This is a genomic window from Plantibacter sp. H53, from assembly GCF_001650455.1.
Taxonomy (GTDB): domain Bacteria; phylum Actinomycetota; class Actinomycetes; order Actinomycetales; family Microbacteriaceae; genus Plantibacter; species Plantibacter flavus_A.
This window is the reverse complement of sequence record NZ_LWCT01000014.1, coordinates 22,804-37,757: the sequence shown is the minus strand read 5'-3', so window position 1 is coordinate 37,757 and position 14,954 is coordinate 22,804. Positions and strand designations below refer to the sequence as shown.

The window sequence follows — 14,954 nt, the reverse complement described above, 5'->3', positions numbered from 1 at the left end:
CTCTGGCGGGCCGGGGTCGATACGACACGTGCGACCGGTCGGTCCCGGTCCCGGAGCCTGTCGACGGGCGGGCCTGTGACGGGTTCCGGTTCCGGTCCCTGAGCCTGTCGAAGGGCGGACCCTCGACAGGCTCAGGACCAGCGGACTACTTCGGCTGGATGTCGTAGATGGACGGGTACGCGTTCGTCGGGATCATCTTGACGGTCGTGTTGGCGTCCGTCGCGAAGCTGCCCTGCACCCGGTAGAACGGGGCGAACCAGGCCTGCTCGACGATGTAGGCGTTGAGTTCCTTGGCGACCTTGCCCTGCGTCGCCTCATCGCCGTACTGGATCTGCTTGATGTACTCGTCGACCTTCGGGTCGTCGTACTTGAAGGGGTTGAAGACGGCGTTCGGGGCGATCATGAACTGGATGAGCTGCCAGTCCGGGTTCTGCTCCAGCGCCATGAAGGAGACGGGGAACTTCGGGGCCAGGAGGTCGGCGATGAAGTTGTTGCCCGGGTCCGTGTACTCGGCGGTGATCCCGACGTCGGCCAGCTGCTGCGAGATCAGCGTGTAGGTGGTGGCGCCGAGCACCGTGGAGGACGGCATCGAGAGCGTCAGACCGTCGGCGTAACCCGCCTCGGCGAGCAGCTCCTTGGCCTTCTCGGGGTCGTAGCCGTAGCGGTCGTCGAGCGACTTGTCGAAGGCGGGGGAGTTCTCCGGGAAGACCTGACCCGTGACCGTGCCGTTGTCGTTCTGCAGCGCCTTGAGCAGGGCCGGGCGGTCGAACGCGTAGTTGATGGCCTGGCGGACGCGGACGTCGGCGATCGCCGGGTTCATGGTGCCGGCGCGGTCGAGGAGCAGCATGCCCTGGAAGTCGAGCTCGTTGGCGTTGACGGTCCAGCCGGCACCCTCGACCTCGGCGAGGTTGTCGTTGTTCGCGAGCTTGATGCCGTTGACCTCGCCCGACTTGACGGCGTTCAGGCCGGCGGTCGCGTCTTGGAGGACGTTGATGGTCAGCTTGTCGTAGTGCTGCCAGTCCTTGTTCCAGTAGTCGGGGTTCGCGGTGTAGCTGTAGCTCGTGCCGGTGACGGTCGCGGCCGTGTCGAGCACGTACGGTCCGGAGCCGACCGGGTTGGTGGCGAGGTCGGGGCTGTCGAACGACTCCGCGCTGGCGATCAGGCCGGGGTCGCGGGTGAGGTAGTTGAGCATGGCCGGGTCGGGTGCACTCAGGGTGATGACCACGGTGGTGTCGTCGGGCGCCTCGACGGAGGCGACACCCGCGAAGTAGCCGGCGTCGGGGGACGTGCCGGTCTTGAAGCGCTCGAGGTTCTGCTTGACGACGTCGGCGGTGAGCTTCGACTTGTCGGTGAAGGTGACGTCGTCGCGGATCTTGAGCGTCAGGACGGTGTTGTCGTCGTTGTACTCGTAGGAGGTCGCGAGCGACGGGACGATCTCGCCGTCGGCGGTGGCGACGAGCAGGGTGTCGAAGACGGCCTGGTAGAAGGGCGAGCGGTTGCCCCATTCGGAGCCGGCCGGGTCGAACGTGGTGGGGGGAGTGATCGCACCCAGGATCAGGGTGCCACCGGAGCCGCTGTCAGAGCCGGAGGTGCTACCGGAGCATCCGGTGAGCACGAGTGCAGCAGCGGTGACCGCGACGGCTGCGGTCGTCTTCCATCGGAACATCTTTGTCCATTCGCTGTGAGCAATCCCTCATCGGATCGCTGGTGATTGAGGACGCTAGCACGAAAGCCGAGTGGTCACTAGCTTTTTGTTTTCGACCATGTCACAGTTGGATCACGACCAGGCCGCGGCGTTCGACGGGGAACGCGCTATCGTGAAGCCGTCCGAAGGGGGAGGTCGTCCGATGACATCGGTCAAGACCGGGAACAAGCCGCAGGGGAAGCCCCGCGGTGCATATGCGAAAACCGGTATGAAGCGCGTCGCGATCCTCGACGCCGCGCTCGCCGTCTTCGCCAACGGGGGATATCGCGCGGGTTCGCTTCGGGAGGTGGCCGCGCAGGTGGGGATGAGCGAGGCAGGACTCCTGCACCACTTCCCGAACAAGAGCGCGCTGCTCGCCGCCGTGCTGTCCCACCGCGACGACCTCTCGGCGACGCTCGTCCCGATGGACGGCGACGACCCGATCGAGACGCTCCGGGGGCTGGTCGCACTCGCCCGGTACAACGCTTCCGTGCCCGGCGTGGTCGCGCTCTACTGCACGCTCTCGGCGGAGGCGACCTCGCCCGACCACCCGGCGCACGACTACTTCGTCGAGCGCTACGAGGGCACGCGCGCGCGGCTCGAGCGCACCTTCGGGTTGCTCGTCTCCGCAGGACGCGTGCGGGCCGGCTTCCCCACCACCAGCGCGGCCTTCATGACCCTCGCGCTCATGGACGGCCTGCAGGTGCAGTGGCTGCTCGCACCGGAATCGGTCGATATGGCGGACGAGCTCCACGCCTTCCTGTCGGGGCTCCTCGGTACCGAGCTCTAGGCGCCGAGCGGCCGGCGCGGCACCAGGAGGTCCGCCCCTGGGCAGGAGCCTTCGAGCGAGTGCGTCCTGCTGCGGCGCTGATCTCCTGCTGTCGCGCTACGGCGTCGTCGCCCGTGCGTCGCGCAGGTCCGCGCCGACGGAGACGTACGAGACGCCGCGGCGGTGCCGGGTGAACGGTACGGAGACGACGGCCGTGGCGACGATGACGAAGCTGAGGATCCCGATGATCCCGACGATCGTCTGCGTGAGGCCGCTCGTGGCGTCGGGTATCTGCGCGGCGGTCGTCGTGGCGATGTACGGCAGGGCCACGACGGACCCGCGGTAGAGGCGCCGCGCCGCCGATCCGCGTCCGTCCGGCCACTGCGGAGCGAGCCAGACGAGGCGTTGCCCGAGCGACGCGCCGCTCCCGATGAGCGCCGGCAGCACGATCACGAGGACGACCGTGCCCGCACCGATGCTGAGCACCTCGGGCAGCGTCGGGTCGTTGGCGGTCCCGGTCGCACCCGTGAGCAGGACGCGTGGGACGACGAACACGAGCGACAGCACCATGATCGACAGGTTCACGGCGAACGCGTCGAGCACCATGCCGAACCAGCGTCGCCAGACGGTGATGGGTCGCGCCCGGTCGCGGGTGGCGCGCAGGGCTCGCGCGCTCGGCATCCACCCGAGGACGATCGGGGCGATGAGTGCTCCGATCGCGGCCCCGGCCGTGTTCGTGATCACGTCGTCGACGTCGGCCACCCGGTAGGCGCATTCGTACAAACCCCAGATGCCCGTGTACTGCGTCGACTCGATCAGCAGGGAGACGAGCGCCCCGAGCAGGATGGAGACACCGAGTCCGCGGTTCCAGTACCGCCGCGCGATGGCGCCGAACGGGATGAAGAGGATCACGTTCAGGACGACCTGGAGGAACGCGTGGCTCGTCAGGGTGCTCAGCACCGAGAGCCCGGCGGTCTCCCGTGCGATGTCCCCGATCGAGTGCCCGGGGATCAGCTCGAGCGCGCCGTGGGCCGTGCTGCAGTTGGCGCGCTCGTCCGGCAGCGGCAGCAGGGTGTACGCCACGAGGGCCACCGCGTAGACGCTGACCGCCGCAGCACCGATCACCCGGGGGAGCGACATCTGGCCGTAGCGACGGAGCTGCACGAGCAGGATCGGACCGAGGACGGCGAAGAAGATCACCGTGCCGCCGACGAGTCCGACCCACGCCTGCCATGTCCATCCGCTCATTCCGACAACTGTAGGGCGCTCGCCGCGCCGTCGGCATCAGTCGGCGGACGGACCCCGGTCATCCTGCAGAGGGTGCCGAACGGCGGATCCCGCGTCCGATGCAGGCGATGATGGAGTGTGCCGACGCTCATCGTGACCACTCATCCCGACCCCGACTCCCTCACCCACCACCTCGCCCAGCGGCTCGCGCAGGAGCTGCGATCGACCTCGGACCCGGCCGGCGTCGAGGTCGCGGACCTGGCTGCGGAGGGCTTCGACCCGCGGTACACGCTCGCCGACCGCCACACCTACCGCGTCGGCGGGGACTTCACCCCGGACGTGGCCGCCGAGCAGGAGCGGCTCGACCGGGCCACCGACCTCGTGCTCGTCTTCCCGGTGTACTGGTGGTCGGCGCCCGCACTCCTCAAGGGCTGGTTCGACCGCGTGTTCGTCAATGGCTGGGCGTTCGGCCTCGACGCGGACGGCGGGATCGTCCGGAAGCTCGACCGCCTGCGCGTGCACCTCGTACCGATCGCTGGTGACGATGCCGGGGTCTACGACCGCCACGGCTACGAGCAGGCGATGCGGACGCAGCTCGAGCACGGCATCGTCGACTTCTGCGGCGCTCGCCGCGGCGCGACGACCTTCCTCCATGACTCGGAGGGCGAGGACGCCGACGCGCGGACGCGCGCGGTCGAGACCGCGGTGGACGCGGTCGTCGAGGCGATCCGCGCCTGACCGCCCTTCGACGGCTCAGGGACCAGGCCCGGTCACTGAGCCTGTCGAAGTGCTACGCCGTGAGGGTGCGGTTGAGGCGCTCGGTCGCGGTGTCCATGTGGTGCTGCATCGCGGCCGTGGCCGCCGCGGGGTCGCCCGACATGATCGCCTCGTAGACGGCCTCGTGCTCCTCGAAGGCGCGCTGGGCGTCGACGTCCTCGTGGATGCCGCGCTCCACCCAGATGCGGAGGAGCGAGCGGATGCTCTGCAGGAGGTCGGACAGCACGCGGTTCCCGGTGGCCGAGGCGAGCTCCAGGTGGAACTTGAGGTCGGCCTCGATGAACTTGGTGCGGTTGGCACCCGCCTCGCTCATGGCGGTGAGATGGTTGCGCAGTCGGTTGCGCGCCATGTCGTCCATGCGCGTCGCGGCGAGGCCGGCGGCGAAGACCTCGAGCTGCCCGCGCACCTCGATGAGTTCGCGGGTCCGTGGTTCGCCGAGCATGAGGCCCCAGCTGAGCGTCTCGGGGAGGAGTTCGGAGACGCTGCCGCGGAGGTAGGTGCCGCTGCCCGGGCGGACGTCGACGACGCCCAGGATCTCGAGTGCCGCGAGAGCCTCGCGGACGGCGGACCGCCCGATACCGAGGGACGCGGCGAGCTGACGCTCCGGTGGGAGGCGGGTGCCCGGGGCGATCTCACCGCTCGTGAAGTGGTCGAGCAGGCGCTTCGCGACGGCGGAGACGGCGGATCCCACGGCGACCGGTCCGAGGCTGGACGAGATGTCGTCGGTCGGCCGATCCGGGAACGCAGGCATGGGTTCACTGTATCGCGGCCCTTCGACAAGCTCAGGGACCGGCAGGGGTGCTCGGGGGCCAGCGACGCTTGAATTGGTCAACCGGTTGATGTATCGTTCATTCCGGTCCGGCCCGGACCACGCCCTGCCCGCGGCATCGATGCCGCCCACCCGAGGAGTCATAGTGGACACCACCGCCCCCGCGGCCAACCCGGCTGTCGAGCGATCAGCCATCCGGAAGGTCTCGATCCGTCTCGTGCCGTTCGTGGCGCTGATGTTCTTCATCAACTACCTGGACCGCACCGCGATCGGCTTCGCCGCCCCCAACGGCATGAACGAGGACCTCGCGCTCTCCGCCGCCCAATTCGGCTTCGCGTCCGGCGTCTTCTTCATCGGATACATCCTGCTCGAGGTGCCCAGCAACCTCGCGCTCAACAAATTCGGTGCCCGCCGCTGGCTCGCCCGCATCATGGTCACCTGGGGTATCGTCGCGGTCCTGTTCACCTGGGTCGCCAACTTCGAGCAGCTCGCGATCCTCCGCTTCGTGCTCGGTGTCGCCGAAGCCGGCTTCTTCCCCGGAGCGATCCTCTTCCTGAGCCTCTGGGTCCCGGCCAAGCACCGCAGCAAGATCCTCGCCCTCTTCTACTTGGCGCAGCCGCTCACCACCGTCATCGGCGCACCCCTCGCCGGGTGGCTCATCGGTCAGCACGGCGTGTTCTTCGGTCTCGAGGGCTGGCGCTTCATGTTCCTCGGCGTCGGACTCCCGGCCATCCTCATCGGTGTCATCGCCTGGTTCTACCTGAAGGACCGTCCGTCCGAGGCCAAGTGGCTCACCCCCGAGGAGCAGACCTGGCTCACCGCGGCGCTCGCACACGAGAAGGCCACCACCGAGCAGAAGCAGGGCCACGTCAGCCTCAAGCACGCGTTCACGAGCGGTCGCGTCTGGATGCTCGCGTTCATCTACTTCGGCTTCATCTACGGCCTCTACGCGCTCGGCTTCTTCCTCCCCACGATCATCGAGGGCTTCCAGGAGACGTTCGGAACCGAGTTCAACGTCATGCAGAAGGGCCTCATCACGGCGATCCCGTACGTGCCGGCCGCCATCGCCCTGTACTTCTGGTCCCGTGACGCGACGCGCCGTGGCCTGAAGACCTGGCACATCGTGATCCCCGCGATCGTCGGTGCCGTGAGCATCCCGCTCGCGCTCTTCGCCAACTCGCCCGCCCTCACCATCGCGATCATCGCGGTCACCGCCATGGCGATCTTCGCCGCGCTGCCCAACTTCTGGACGCTGCCCACGCAGTTCCTCACCGGTGCGGCAGCGGCCGCTGGTATCGCGCTCATCAACACGGTCGGCAACCTCGCCGGGTTCTCGGCGCCGTACATCACCGGCGCCGTCGCGGACCTCACTAAGGTCGGCGACACCCCGCAGTACGTCGTCCCGATGTTCATCGTCGGTGGCTTCATGATGATCTCCGCCACGCTCATGGTGATCCTCTCGAAGCAGCGGAGCTCTCGCGAGCTGCGCGTCTCGCACGACGACCTCACGGGCAAGACCCGATGACGCGCCTCTTCAACGACCCGGCGGACTTCGCCGACGAGATGATCGACGGCTTCGTCGCCGCGAACCGTGACCAGGTCCGGCGCGTGACCGGTGGTGTCGTCCGGAGCACCCGGACGCCCGAGGGCACGGTCGCGCTCGTCATCGGCGGTGGCTCCGGCCACTATCCGGCGTTCGGCGGCATCGTCGGCCAGGGCCTCGCGCACGGTGCGGCGATGGGCAACCTGTTCGCGTCGCCGTCCGCCCATCAGGTCGAGTCGGTCGCGAAGGCGGCGCAGCGCGGGGGCGGCGTCCTCCTCAGCTACGGCAACTACGCGGGCGACGTGCTCCACTTCACCCAGGCGCAGGACGCGCTGAACGCGGCGGGCATCCCCACCCGCAGCGTCGCCGTCACCGACGACATCTCGAGCGCGCCCCTCGCCGAGAAACACAAGCGTCGCGGTATCGCGGGCGACCTCACCGTCTTCAAGTCGGCCGCCGCCGCGGCCGAGGCGGGCTACGACCTCGACGAGGTCGTCCGCGTCGCCACCCACGCGAACGAGCGCACCCGGTCCTTCGGCGTCGCGTTCAGCGGCTGCACCCTGCCGGGCGCGATCGAGCCGCTGTTCACCGTGCCCGAGGGGCGCATGGCGGTCGGCATGGGCATCCACGGCGAGCCCGGCATCGACGAGACCGACGTGCCGACGGCCGATGAACTGGCCACCCTGCTCGTCTCCTCGCTGCTCGCGGAACTGCCCGAGGGTGTCTCCGAGGCCACGGGCGCTCGCGTCGGCGTCATCCTCAACGGGCTCGGCTCGGTGAAGTACGAGGAACTGTTCGTCGTCTACCGTGCGGTCGCCGCGCAGCTCGAGGCCGCAGGGGTGGAGATCGTCGACCCCGAGGTCGGCGAGCTCGTCACGAGCTTCGACATGGCCGGCGTCTCGCTCACGCTCTTCTGGTTGGACGAGGAGCTCGAGGGCTTCTGGGCTGCCGGTGCCGACACCCCCGCCTACCGCAAGGGCGTCGTCGCAGCGGCCGAGCAGCTCGACCCCTCGGAGCTCGTCGCCGAGACGGCTGCCGAGATCCCCGCCGCCTCCGACGCGTCCCGGGCCGCCGCCGCGGTCGTGGTCGAGGCCCTCGATGCGCTCGTCCAGGTCATCGACACGAACGTCGAGGAGCTCGGTCGGATCGACGCCGTCGCGGGCGACGGTGACCACGGCATCGGCATGCAGCGCGGTGCTCGTGCCGCCGTCACCGCCGCACACGCCGCCGCCGATGCCGGGGCCGGTGCCCACACCGTCCTGCACCTGGCCGGCGACGCCTGGGCGGACCGCGCCGGCGGCACGTCCGGCGCCCTGTGGGGCCTCGCGCTCCGCTCGGTCGGAACCGCCCTCGGTGACGAGGCCGCACCAGGGCGCACCGACGTCGCGACCGGCGTGCAGGCCGCGGTCGACGGCATCATGTCGTTCGGCAAGGCCGAAGTCGGACAGAAGACGATGGTCGACGCGCTCGTGCCGTTCACCACCACGTTGCGTGCAGCCGTCGCCGACGGTTCCGACCTCGTCGCCGCTTGGACGACCGCCGCTGCGGCTGCCTCCACCGCTGCCGCTGAGACGGCGGACCTCCTGCCGAAGATGGGCCGCGCCCGTCCGCACGCCGAGAAGAGTCTCGGTACCGTCGACGCCGGTGCCTACTCGTTCGGCCTGATCGTCACGGCGATCGTCCCCGTCCTCGAGCGCGCCGCCGGCACCACCGCACCGGACGGCTCCACCAGCACCACCACCAACGAAGGAGTACACGCATGACCGATCAGCTGCGCATCGTCATCGGCTCGGATGACGCCGGGTTCGATTACAAGGAGATCGTCAAGCGCGACCTCGAGCAGCACGACGGCGTCGCCTCGCTCGTCGACGTGGGCGTGGACGCCGATGGCCACACCGCCTACCCGCGCGTCGCGATCGCCGCCGCGGAACTCGTCGCGTCCGGCCAGGCCGACCGCGCGCTCCTCTTCTGCGGCACCGGCCTGGGCGTCGCGATCGCCGCCAACAAGGTCGCCGGCATCCGCGCCGTCACGGCACACGACAGCTTCTCCGTCGAGCGCGGTGTCCTCAGCAACAACGCGCAGGTGCTCACGATGGGCCAGCGCGTCATCGGCATCGAGCTCGCCCGCCGCCTCGTCCGCGAGTGGCTCACCTACCGCTTCGACGAGACCAGCGCGAGCGCCGAGAAGGTCGCCGTCATCGGTGAGTACGAGGCGACGGGCTCCTGCTGATGACCACCCCGTCCCCGTCGGCCGTGCCCATGACGACCGCGCCCCGCGTGGTCGGCGTGAGCCTGAAGATGTACTTCGGCCACGCGCAGACCCTCGAGTGGATCGAGCAGGTCGGCGCCTTGGCCCGTCGGCACGAGGCCGTGGTCGATGGTCGCGTGCGACTGTTCGTCATCCCCGGCTACCTCGCGGTCGCGCCGTCGGTGGCGGCCCTCGCCGGGACGGGCGTGCTGGTCGGAGCGCAGGACCTCGCGAGCGCGGACCGTGGCGCGTTCACCGGTGAGGTCGGCGGCCCCGAGCTCGCCGAGGTCGGCGTCGCCGTGGTCGAGGTCGGCCACGCGGAGCGCCGCTCGCTCTTCGGCGAGACCGACGAGGTCGTCGCCGAGAAGACCGCCGCGGCCCTCCGCAACGGACTCTCACCGGTCCTCTGCATCGGCGAGGTCGAGCGCACGACGCCCGAGGCGGCTGCGACGGAGTGCATGCGTCAGCTGGACTCCGCGCTCGCCGGTGCTGTGGCGGGCCCGGTGATCGTCGCCTACGAGCCCGTGTGGGCGATCGGTGCGGCTGAACCCGCGTCTGCCGAGTACGTGCGAGCCGTCGGCGCGATCCTGAAGCGATCGATCGCCGAGCGCGCCGACCGGGTCGGCAGCTCCGTCATCTACGGCGGCAGTGCGGGCCCCGGTCTGCTGACCGCGCTCGGAGACGACGTCGACGGTGTGTTCCTCGGACGCTTCGCCCACGACGTCGCGGCGCTCGAGGCCGTGCTCGACGAGGCCCTTCGACAGGCTCAGGATGGCACCCTTCGGCAGGCTCAGGGACCGAGGACAGCATGATCGGCTTCGGCACCTACACCTTCTTCTGGGAGGGCTCCGAGCTCGCACCCGAGCGCTTGAGCGTCATCGGCATGATCGAGCGCACGGCCGACGCCGGCGTCGAGCTCTTCCAGATCTGCGACGACGCCCGCATCGAGTCGATGTCCGACGATGAGCTGCGCTGGATCGCCGAGGTCGCCCGCGAGCGCGGGGTCGCCCTCGAACTCGGGACGAAGGGGATCGCGGTCGCGCACCTCGAACGCTTCCTCCACATCGCCACCGTGCTGGGTGCGAAGCTCCTGCGCAGCATGGTCACCTCCGGCGACGACCGGCCGTCACACACCGACGCCGTCGATCGTCTCCGCGCGGTGCTCCCGGCGTTCGAGGCGGCCGGCGTGACGATCGCACTCGAGACCTACGAGCAGCTGTCGTCGCAGGAGCTCGTCGACCTCGTGACCGCCGTCGACCACCCGAACCTCGGCATCTGCCTCGACCCCGCCAACACCGTCGCCCGGCTCGAGCACCCGAGTGACGTCATCGAGCGCACCGCTCCGCACGTCCGCAACATCCACGTCAAGGACTTCGCGTTCACCCGCCGGGGCGGCTGGGTCGGCTTCACCCTCGAGGGTGCCCCGCTCGGCACCGGCCTGCTCGACTACCCAGCCCTCACCGCCGTCGTCCGACCGGACGAGCGCGGCGTCAACCAGATCATCGAACACTGGCTCCCGCTCGGCGACTCCATCACGGAGACGATCGAGCTCGAGCGCACGTGGACCGCACACAACCTGCAGTACCTGAGAGAAGGAAGATCATGACCGACACCACCACCGTCGCGGACCAGCCCACCATCGCCGTCATCGGCGCGGGCGGCAAGATGGGCATGCGCGTCTCCAACAACCTCGTGAAGACCAGCCACACGGTCTTCTACAGCGAGGTCTCGCCCGCCGGCCAGGAGCGTGTGACCGAGGCCGGTCGCGAGCTCACCGAGACCGACGCGGCCGTCACCGACGCCGACGTCGTCATCCTCGCCGTCCCGGACCTCGCCCTGAAGGCCGTGTCCGCCGGCGTCGTCCCGCTCATGAAGTCGGGCGCCGTGCTCCTCACGCTCGACCCGGCCGCCGCGTACGCGGGTCTGCTGACCCGTCGCGACGACGTCATCCAGGCCGTCACGCACCCCTGCCACCCCTCCGTCTTCGTCGAGCGCCACACGCCCGAGGAGTACGCGGACACCTTCGGTGGCATCGCCGCCCTCCAGGACGCCATCGCGGCGATCGAGTCCGACGACGCTGAGAAGCAGGCGCAGGTCGAGGCCGTCGTCCGGGCGATCTTCGCCCCCGTCGGTGAGGTCCACTGGGTCACGGTCAAGCAGCTCGCGCAGCTCGAGCCGACCCTCGTGGAGACGATCGCCTGCATGATCGGTGCGCTCCTCAAGGAGTCGCTCGACGAGGCCGTCAACACCATGGGTGTGCCGGAGCCGGCCGCTCGTGCGATCCTCCTCGGCCACACGCAGGTCGCCCTCGCGAACTCGCTCAAGGGCGACAACCCGTTCTCCGACGCGTGCCTCATCGCGATGGACTACGGCCGCAGCGCGATCATCAAGGACGACTGGAAGAAGGTCTTCCAGGACGACGAGCTCGACAAGAACCTCGCCGCCATGCTCCACCTCGACAAGATCGAGCGGTAACCCGCTTCCCCAACTGTTCGCAATTCAGGACGTGCCCGGCGCGTCGGCCCGCTCCCTCCCCCGATCCGGGTCGGCGCGCCGCGGCCGTCCTGAATTGCGAACGTCACATGCGGTCAACCGGTTGTGCCGGATAGGCTGCAGACGACCCGATGTCGCACCCACGACAGCCGCTGCGACACCCGCGACACCACCCTCGCAACACCGCACGAGAGACAGGCGACGATGACTGGACGACTTGCAGGAAAGACCGCGCTCGTGACGGGTGCCGGATCGGGGATCGGACGTTCGGTCGCCGAGCGGTTCGCTCGTGAGGATGCCGCCGTCGTCTTCTCCGACCGCGACATCCAGGCCGCCCGCGATGCGGCGGCACCCTTCCCGACCGCCATCGCCGTGCGACTCGACATCGCCGACGAAGCGAGCGTCGAGGCCGCCTTCGCGGTCATGGACGCCGCCGGCAAGACCCCGGACGTCGTCGTCGCGAACGCCGGCGTACAGCTCTTCGGCCAGGACGCGAAGATCGCCGACCTCGACCTCGAGGTCTGGCAGCGCACGGTCGACATCAACCTCACCGGCACCTTCCTCACGACCAAGCACGCCGTCCGCGCCATGCTCGGCCGCGGCGGCTCGATCATCCTCACGGGCAGCCCGACCGGTCTCAACGGCGAGGGTGCCGACTTCACGGCGTACAGCTCCACGAAGGCCGGGATCCACGGCCTCGGCCGGACCGTCGCAGCGGCCTACGCCGATCAGGGCATCCGCGTGAACACCGTCGTCCCCGGCTACACGGAGACCCCGCTCGTCACCGCGATCTCTGGCGACCCGGAGTCGCGTGCCGCCATCGTCGGGCGCATCCCGCTCGGTCGTCCCGGCCAGGCCTCGGACGTCGAGGGCATCATGGTGTACCTCGCCAGCGACGAGTCGAGCTTCGCCACCGGAGCGACCTTCCGGGTCGACGGCGGCATGACGAGCCTCTGAGCCGACGATCATGACCTCGCGTTCGGGAACCACCTTCCGCGTCGCATCCGACCTCCTGCTCGACCGCGAGCGCGACGCCCTCACCGTCGGCCGAGGGCCCTGGTCTGCCTCGCTCCGCGGCTCGGAGGTCGACGACATCACCTTCGACGGCGAGCCCGTGCTGCGCAGCATCCGCTTCGTCGTCCGCGACCAGGACTGGAAGACACTGCCCGTCATCGTCGACGCGGTCGACCGCACGACGAGCGGCCTGGCCCTGCGCGGCCGGGTCGGCGACGATGGCGAGACCGTCGCCTGGTCCCTGTCGGTCGACCTCGGAGCGTCGACACTGCGGGTCGCCGTCCGGGCCGAGGTGACCGCCGCGTTCCGGCGCGCGCGCATCGGTCTCATCGTGCTGCAGTCACCGGCGCTCGCCGGCACCGAGCTCGTCGTCGGCCACCCGGAGGGGTCCACGACGACCGTGCGCCTCCCGGAGCACGTCGCTCCGCATCAGCCGGCGATCCGCATCGGGTCCCTCGCATGGACCGGCGACCGCGTCGCGACCACGGTCCGCTTCAGCGGTGACGTCTTCGAGATGGAGGACCAGCGCAACTGGACCGACGCCTCGTTCAAGACCTATTCGACGCCCCTCTCGCTGCCGTTCCCCGTCGCACTGGCGGTCGGTGACGTCGTGGAGCAGTCCGTCGAGGTCAGCTGTGCACGGGTCGGCGCTGCCGAGCCAGCCGACGCCCCACTGGCGACGCCGCTCGCCGTGACCGTCGTGCCCGAGACAGGGCTCGCGGGGCAACGAGAGGACCCGATCCCTGAGCCTGTCGAAGGGCGGATCGGCGCACCACTCGACGGCACCATCCCCACGATCTGGACCTCGGTGTCGAGTGACGCCGACGGCGGCCGCGCGGGCGCCGAGATCCCGGACACGATCAGCGGGATCCTCGTGGAGATCGACCCGACGAACCAGGACTGGCCGGCCATCCTCGATCGCGCCGTGCGCCAGGCCGGCGGCGGGCCCCTCGACCTCCGACTCGTGCTCGGGACGGGCGAGGAGGCCGAGCCGATGCTGCGGCGGCTCCGCGACGCGGCCGTGCCCGTCGTGCGCGTCGGGGCGTTCCATCGCCGGACCCACCTCTCGGAGGTCACGCTGTTGACCGCGCTCGGCGAGGTCCTGCGAACCCTGTGGGCCGAGGTCCCGACGCCGCAGCCCGAGCTCGTCGGCGGCACGCGCGCGCACTTCACGGAGCTCAACCGCAACCACGCGCGCTTCGAGCGCTGGACGGGCCCCGTGGCGTTCAGCATCACGCCGTTCATGCACGACCGCGGCGGGCACCAGCTCGTCGAGTCGCTCGGGATGCAGGCCGTCGTCGTGGCGGACGCGGTCAGGATCGCCGACGGCCGCCCGCTGCACGTCGGGCCGGTCACGCTCGGCGCCCGCTACAACGCGGTCGCTACCACCCGGGCGAGCGCCGGTGACCCCCGCGACCCGGAACTCCGCGCGGGCTTCGGCGCGGAGCACGTGCCCGGCGCCACGGACGAGCGGCAGTCGGCGGAGGCGCTCGGCGCCTGGGTCGTCGGCAGTGTCACGGCCCTGGCCGTCTCCGGTGTCGAGTCGCTGTCGTACTTCGAGGCGACCGGACCTCGTGGGCTCGTCGCGGCCGACGGGACGCTCACGGCCGCGGGCCGGGCGCTCGGGTGGATCACCGAGCTCAGCGGCCGACGGCGCGTCGCGGTCGAGATCGGCGGGGTGTCGCTCGGTGCCGGGTCGCCCGTCTCGCCGGCAGGTGTGACCGCGATCGCCGCCGTCGATGCCGCAGGCGACACCGTCGTCATCCTCGGCAACCTCTGCGAGGCACCGGTCCGGGTCGTCCTGACCGGCGCGTCTGAGCCGCACACCGTGGACCTTGCTGCGGGTGCGGTCGCCCGGGTCGTGATCGCCCGTTCGGGTTCGTAGATCCCGCTCAGGCGAGCGTGCGGCGCAGGATGGCGAGGTCGAGCCAGCGGCCGAACTTCGTCCCGACCTCCGGCAGCAGGCCGACCTGCTCGAACCCGAGCTTCGTGTGCAGGGCGATCGATGCGGTGTTCTCCGCCTCGATGAGGGCGAGCATGACGTGGTGGCCGTCGGCCGTGGCGCGTTCCAGCAACTCGACCATGAGCGCCTTGCCGAGGCCGCGCCCCTGTGCGTCCGGGTGCACGTACACGGAGTTCTCGACGGTGTGGCGGTACCCGTCCTTCGCGGCGTACGGACCGTAACTTCCGTAGGCGAGGACGTCACCCTCGGGGAGGGTGTCATCGGGGCCGTCGGCGACGGCGACGAGCGCGACCCGGCCCGGCTCCTGGTGGCGGGCGAGCCATGCCTCGCGCTCGGCGAGGTCGGGTGTGACCTCGGTCCAGATCGCGACACCGTTCGCGACGGCATCGGTGTGGATGGCGAGGACGCCAGGCAGGTCGGCGGGTTCGGCGAGACGGATGCGCATACATCGATCGTAGAGCGCCCTT

The 14,954-nt window shown here is 70.0% G+C and carries 14 protein-coding genes; 10 read left to right on the top strand and 4 right to left on the bottom strand.

The genetic code is table 11. From position 1 onward, the window contains the following. Positions 1–145: 145 nt before the first annotated feature. Positions 146–1,666: an ABC transporter substrate-binding protein gene (locus A4X17_RS09405; RefSeq protein ID WP_064295410.1), complete on the bottom strand. Its 1,521-nt coding sequence runs from the start codon at positions 1,664–1,666 to the stop codon at positions 146–148. Between the two features lie 247 nt (positions 1,667–1,913). Between A4X17_RS09405 and A4X17_RS09400 the strand changes: the two genes are divergently transcribed. Further along, a complete protein-coding gene (locus A4X17_RS09400; protein WP_231884345.1) occupies positions 1,914–2,474 on the top strand; it encodes a TetR/AcrR family transcriptional regulator in 561 nt (186 codons plus the stop codon). Positions 2,475–2,570: 96 nt separating this feature from the next. On the opposite strand, the gene A4X17_RS09395 is transcribed toward A4X17_RS09400, so the two are convergent. Next, on the bottom strand, positions 2,571–3,701 hold the full coding sequence (locus A4X17_RS09395; RefSeq protein WP_064295409.1) for a VanZ family protein: 1,131 nt from the start codon (positions 3,699–3,701) through the stop codon (positions 2,571–2,573). A gap of 117 nt (positions 3,702–3,818) precedes the next feature. Here A4X17_RS09395 and A4X17_RS09390 point away from each other — a divergent pair, with 117 nt between their 5' ends. Beyond that, positions 3,819–4,418, top strand: coding sequence for an NAD(P)H-dependent oxidoreductase (locus A4X17_RS09390; RefSeq protein ID WP_064295408.1), 600 nt, complete (start codon positions 3,819–3,821; stop codon positions 4,416–4,418). 52 nt (positions 4,419–4,470) lie between these two features. Here the strand turns inward: A4X17_RS09390 and A4X17_RS09385 are convergent, their stop codons facing one another. After that, a complete protein-coding gene (locus A4X17_RS09385; RefSeq protein ID WP_064295407.1) occupies positions 4,471–5,208 on the bottom strand; it encodes a FadR/GntR family transcriptional regulator in 738 nt (245 codons plus the stop codon). Between the two features lie 163 nt (positions 5,209–5,371). On the opposite strand from A4X17_RS09385, the gene A4X17_RS09380 reads away from it, so the two are divergent. The 8 genes from A4X17_RS09380 to A4X17_RS09345 all read left to right on the top strand — a co-directional run bounded on the left by A4X17_RS09380 (position 5,372) and on the right by A4X17_RS09345 (position 14,409). Next, positions 5,372–6,751 carry an MFS transporter gene (locus A4X17_RS09380; RefSeq protein WP_231884344.1) on the top strand — a complete coding sequence of 460 codons (1,380 nt, stop codon included), beginning with the start codon at positions 5,372–5,374 and terminating at the stop codon, positions 6,749–6,751. Then, entirely contained in the window at positions 6,748–8,532 is a 1,785-nt protein-coding gene (locus A4X17_RS09375; protein ID WP_064295406.1) for a dihydroxyacetone kinase family protein, read from the top strand. Before A4X17_RS09380 ends, A4X17_RS09375 begins: the two co-directional genes overlap by 4 nt. Further along, positions 8,529–8,999, top strand: coding sequence for a ribose-5-phosphate isomerase (locus A4X17_RS09370; RefSeq protein ID WP_064295405.1), 471 nt, complete (start codon positions 8,529–8,531; stop codon positions 8,997–8,999). The genes A4X17_RS09375 and A4X17_RS09370 overlap by 4 nt, the downstream gene beginning before the upstream one ends. Continuing rightward, positions 8,999–9,829 (top strand): triose-phosphate isomerase family protein, encoded by an 831-nt coding sequence (locus tag A4X17_RS09365; RefSeq protein ID WP_157583425.1) that lies wholly within the window; start codon positions 8,999–9,001, stop codon positions 9,827–9,829. Before A4X17_RS09370 ends, A4X17_RS09365 begins: the two co-directional genes overlap by 1 nt. Further along, entirely contained in the window at positions 9,826–10,623 is a 798-nt protein-coding gene (locus tag A4X17_RS09360) for a sugar phosphate isomerase/epimerase (protein ID WP_064295404.1), read from the top strand. The genes A4X17_RS09365 and A4X17_RS09360 overlap by 4 nt, the downstream gene beginning before the upstream one ends. Further along, entirely contained in the window at positions 10,620–11,492 is an 873-nt protein-coding gene (locus A4X17_RS09355; protein ID WP_082916060.1) for a phosphogluconate dehydrogenase C-terminal domain-containing protein, read from the top strand. The genes A4X17_RS09360 and A4X17_RS09355 overlap by 4 nt, the downstream gene beginning before the upstream one ends. Before the next feature lie 222 nt (positions 11,493–11,714). After that, entirely contained in the window at positions 11,715–12,467 is a 753-nt protein-coding gene (locus A4X17_RS09350; protein WP_064295403.1) for an SDR family NAD(P)-dependent oxidoreductase, read from the top strand. 10 nt (positions 12,468–12,477) lie between these two features. Continuing rightward, positions 12,478–14,409, top strand: coding sequence for a hypothetical protein (locus A4X17_RS09345; RefSeq protein WP_064295402.1), 1,932 nt, complete (start codon positions 12,478–12,480; stop codon positions 14,407–14,409). A gap of 7 nt (positions 14,410–14,416) precedes the next feature. On the opposite strand, the gene A4X17_RS09340 is transcribed toward A4X17_RS09345, so the two are convergent. After that, positions 14,417–14,932, bottom strand: a complete 516-nt coding sequence (locus tag A4X17_RS09340) for a GNAT family N-acetyltransferase (RefSeq protein ID WP_064295401.1) — start codon at positions 14,930–14,932, stop codon at positions 14,417–14,419. Between the last annotated feature and the right edge of the window lie 22 nt (positions 14,933–14,954).

Excerpts from the sequence above, each read along its gene's own strand:
- A4X17_RS09405 (WP_064295410.1), bottom strand. The coding sequence starts at position 1,666 with ATGTTCCGATGGAAGACGACCGCAGCCGTCGCGGTCACCGCTGCTGCA.
- A4X17_RS09400 (WP_231884345.1), top strand. The coding sequence starts at position 1,914 with ATGAAGCGCGTCGCGATCCTCGACGCCGCGCTCGCCGTCTTCGCCAAC.
- A4X17_RS09395 (WP_064295409.1), bottom strand. The coding sequence starts at position 3,701 with ATGAGCGGATGGACATGGCAGGCGTGGGTCGGACTCGTCGGCGGCACG.
- A4X17_RS09385 (WP_064295407.1), bottom strand. The coding sequence starts at position 5,208 with ATGCCTGCGTTCCCGGATCGGCCGACCGACGACATCTCGTCCAGCCTC.
- A4X17_RS09375 (WP_064295406.1), top strand. The coding sequence starts at position 6,748 with ATGACGCGCCTCTTCAACGACCCGGCGGACTTCGCCGACGAGATGATC.
- A4X17_RS09370 (WP_064295405.1), top strand. The coding sequence starts at position 8,529 with ATGACCGATCAGCTGCGCATCGTCATCGGCTCGGATGACGCCGGGTTC.
- A4X17_RS09365 (WP_157583425.1), top strand. The coding sequence starts at position 8,999 with ATGACCACCCCGTCCCCGTCGGCCGTGCCCATGACGACCGCGCCCCGC.
- A4X17_RS09360 (WP_064295404.1), top strand. The coding sequence starts at position 9,826 with ATGATCGGCTTCGGCACCTACACCTTCTTCTGGGAGGGCTCCGAGCTC.
- A4X17_RS09355 (WP_082916060.1), top strand. The coding sequence starts at position 10,620 with ATGACCGACACCACCACCGTCGCGGACCAGCCCACCATCGCCGTCATC.
- A4X17_RS09350 (WP_064295403.1), top strand. The coding sequence starts at position 11,715 with ATGACTGGACGACTTGCAGGAAAGACCGCGCTCGTGACGGGTGCCGGA.
- A4X17_RS09345 (WP_064295402.1), top strand. The coding sequence starts at position 12,478 with ATGACCTCGCGTTCGGGAACCACCTTCCGCGTCGCATCCGACCTCCTG.
- A4X17_RS09340 (WP_064295401.1), bottom strand. The coding sequence starts at position 14,932 with ATGCGCATCCGTCTCGCCGAACCCGCCGACCTGCCTGGCGTCCTCGCC.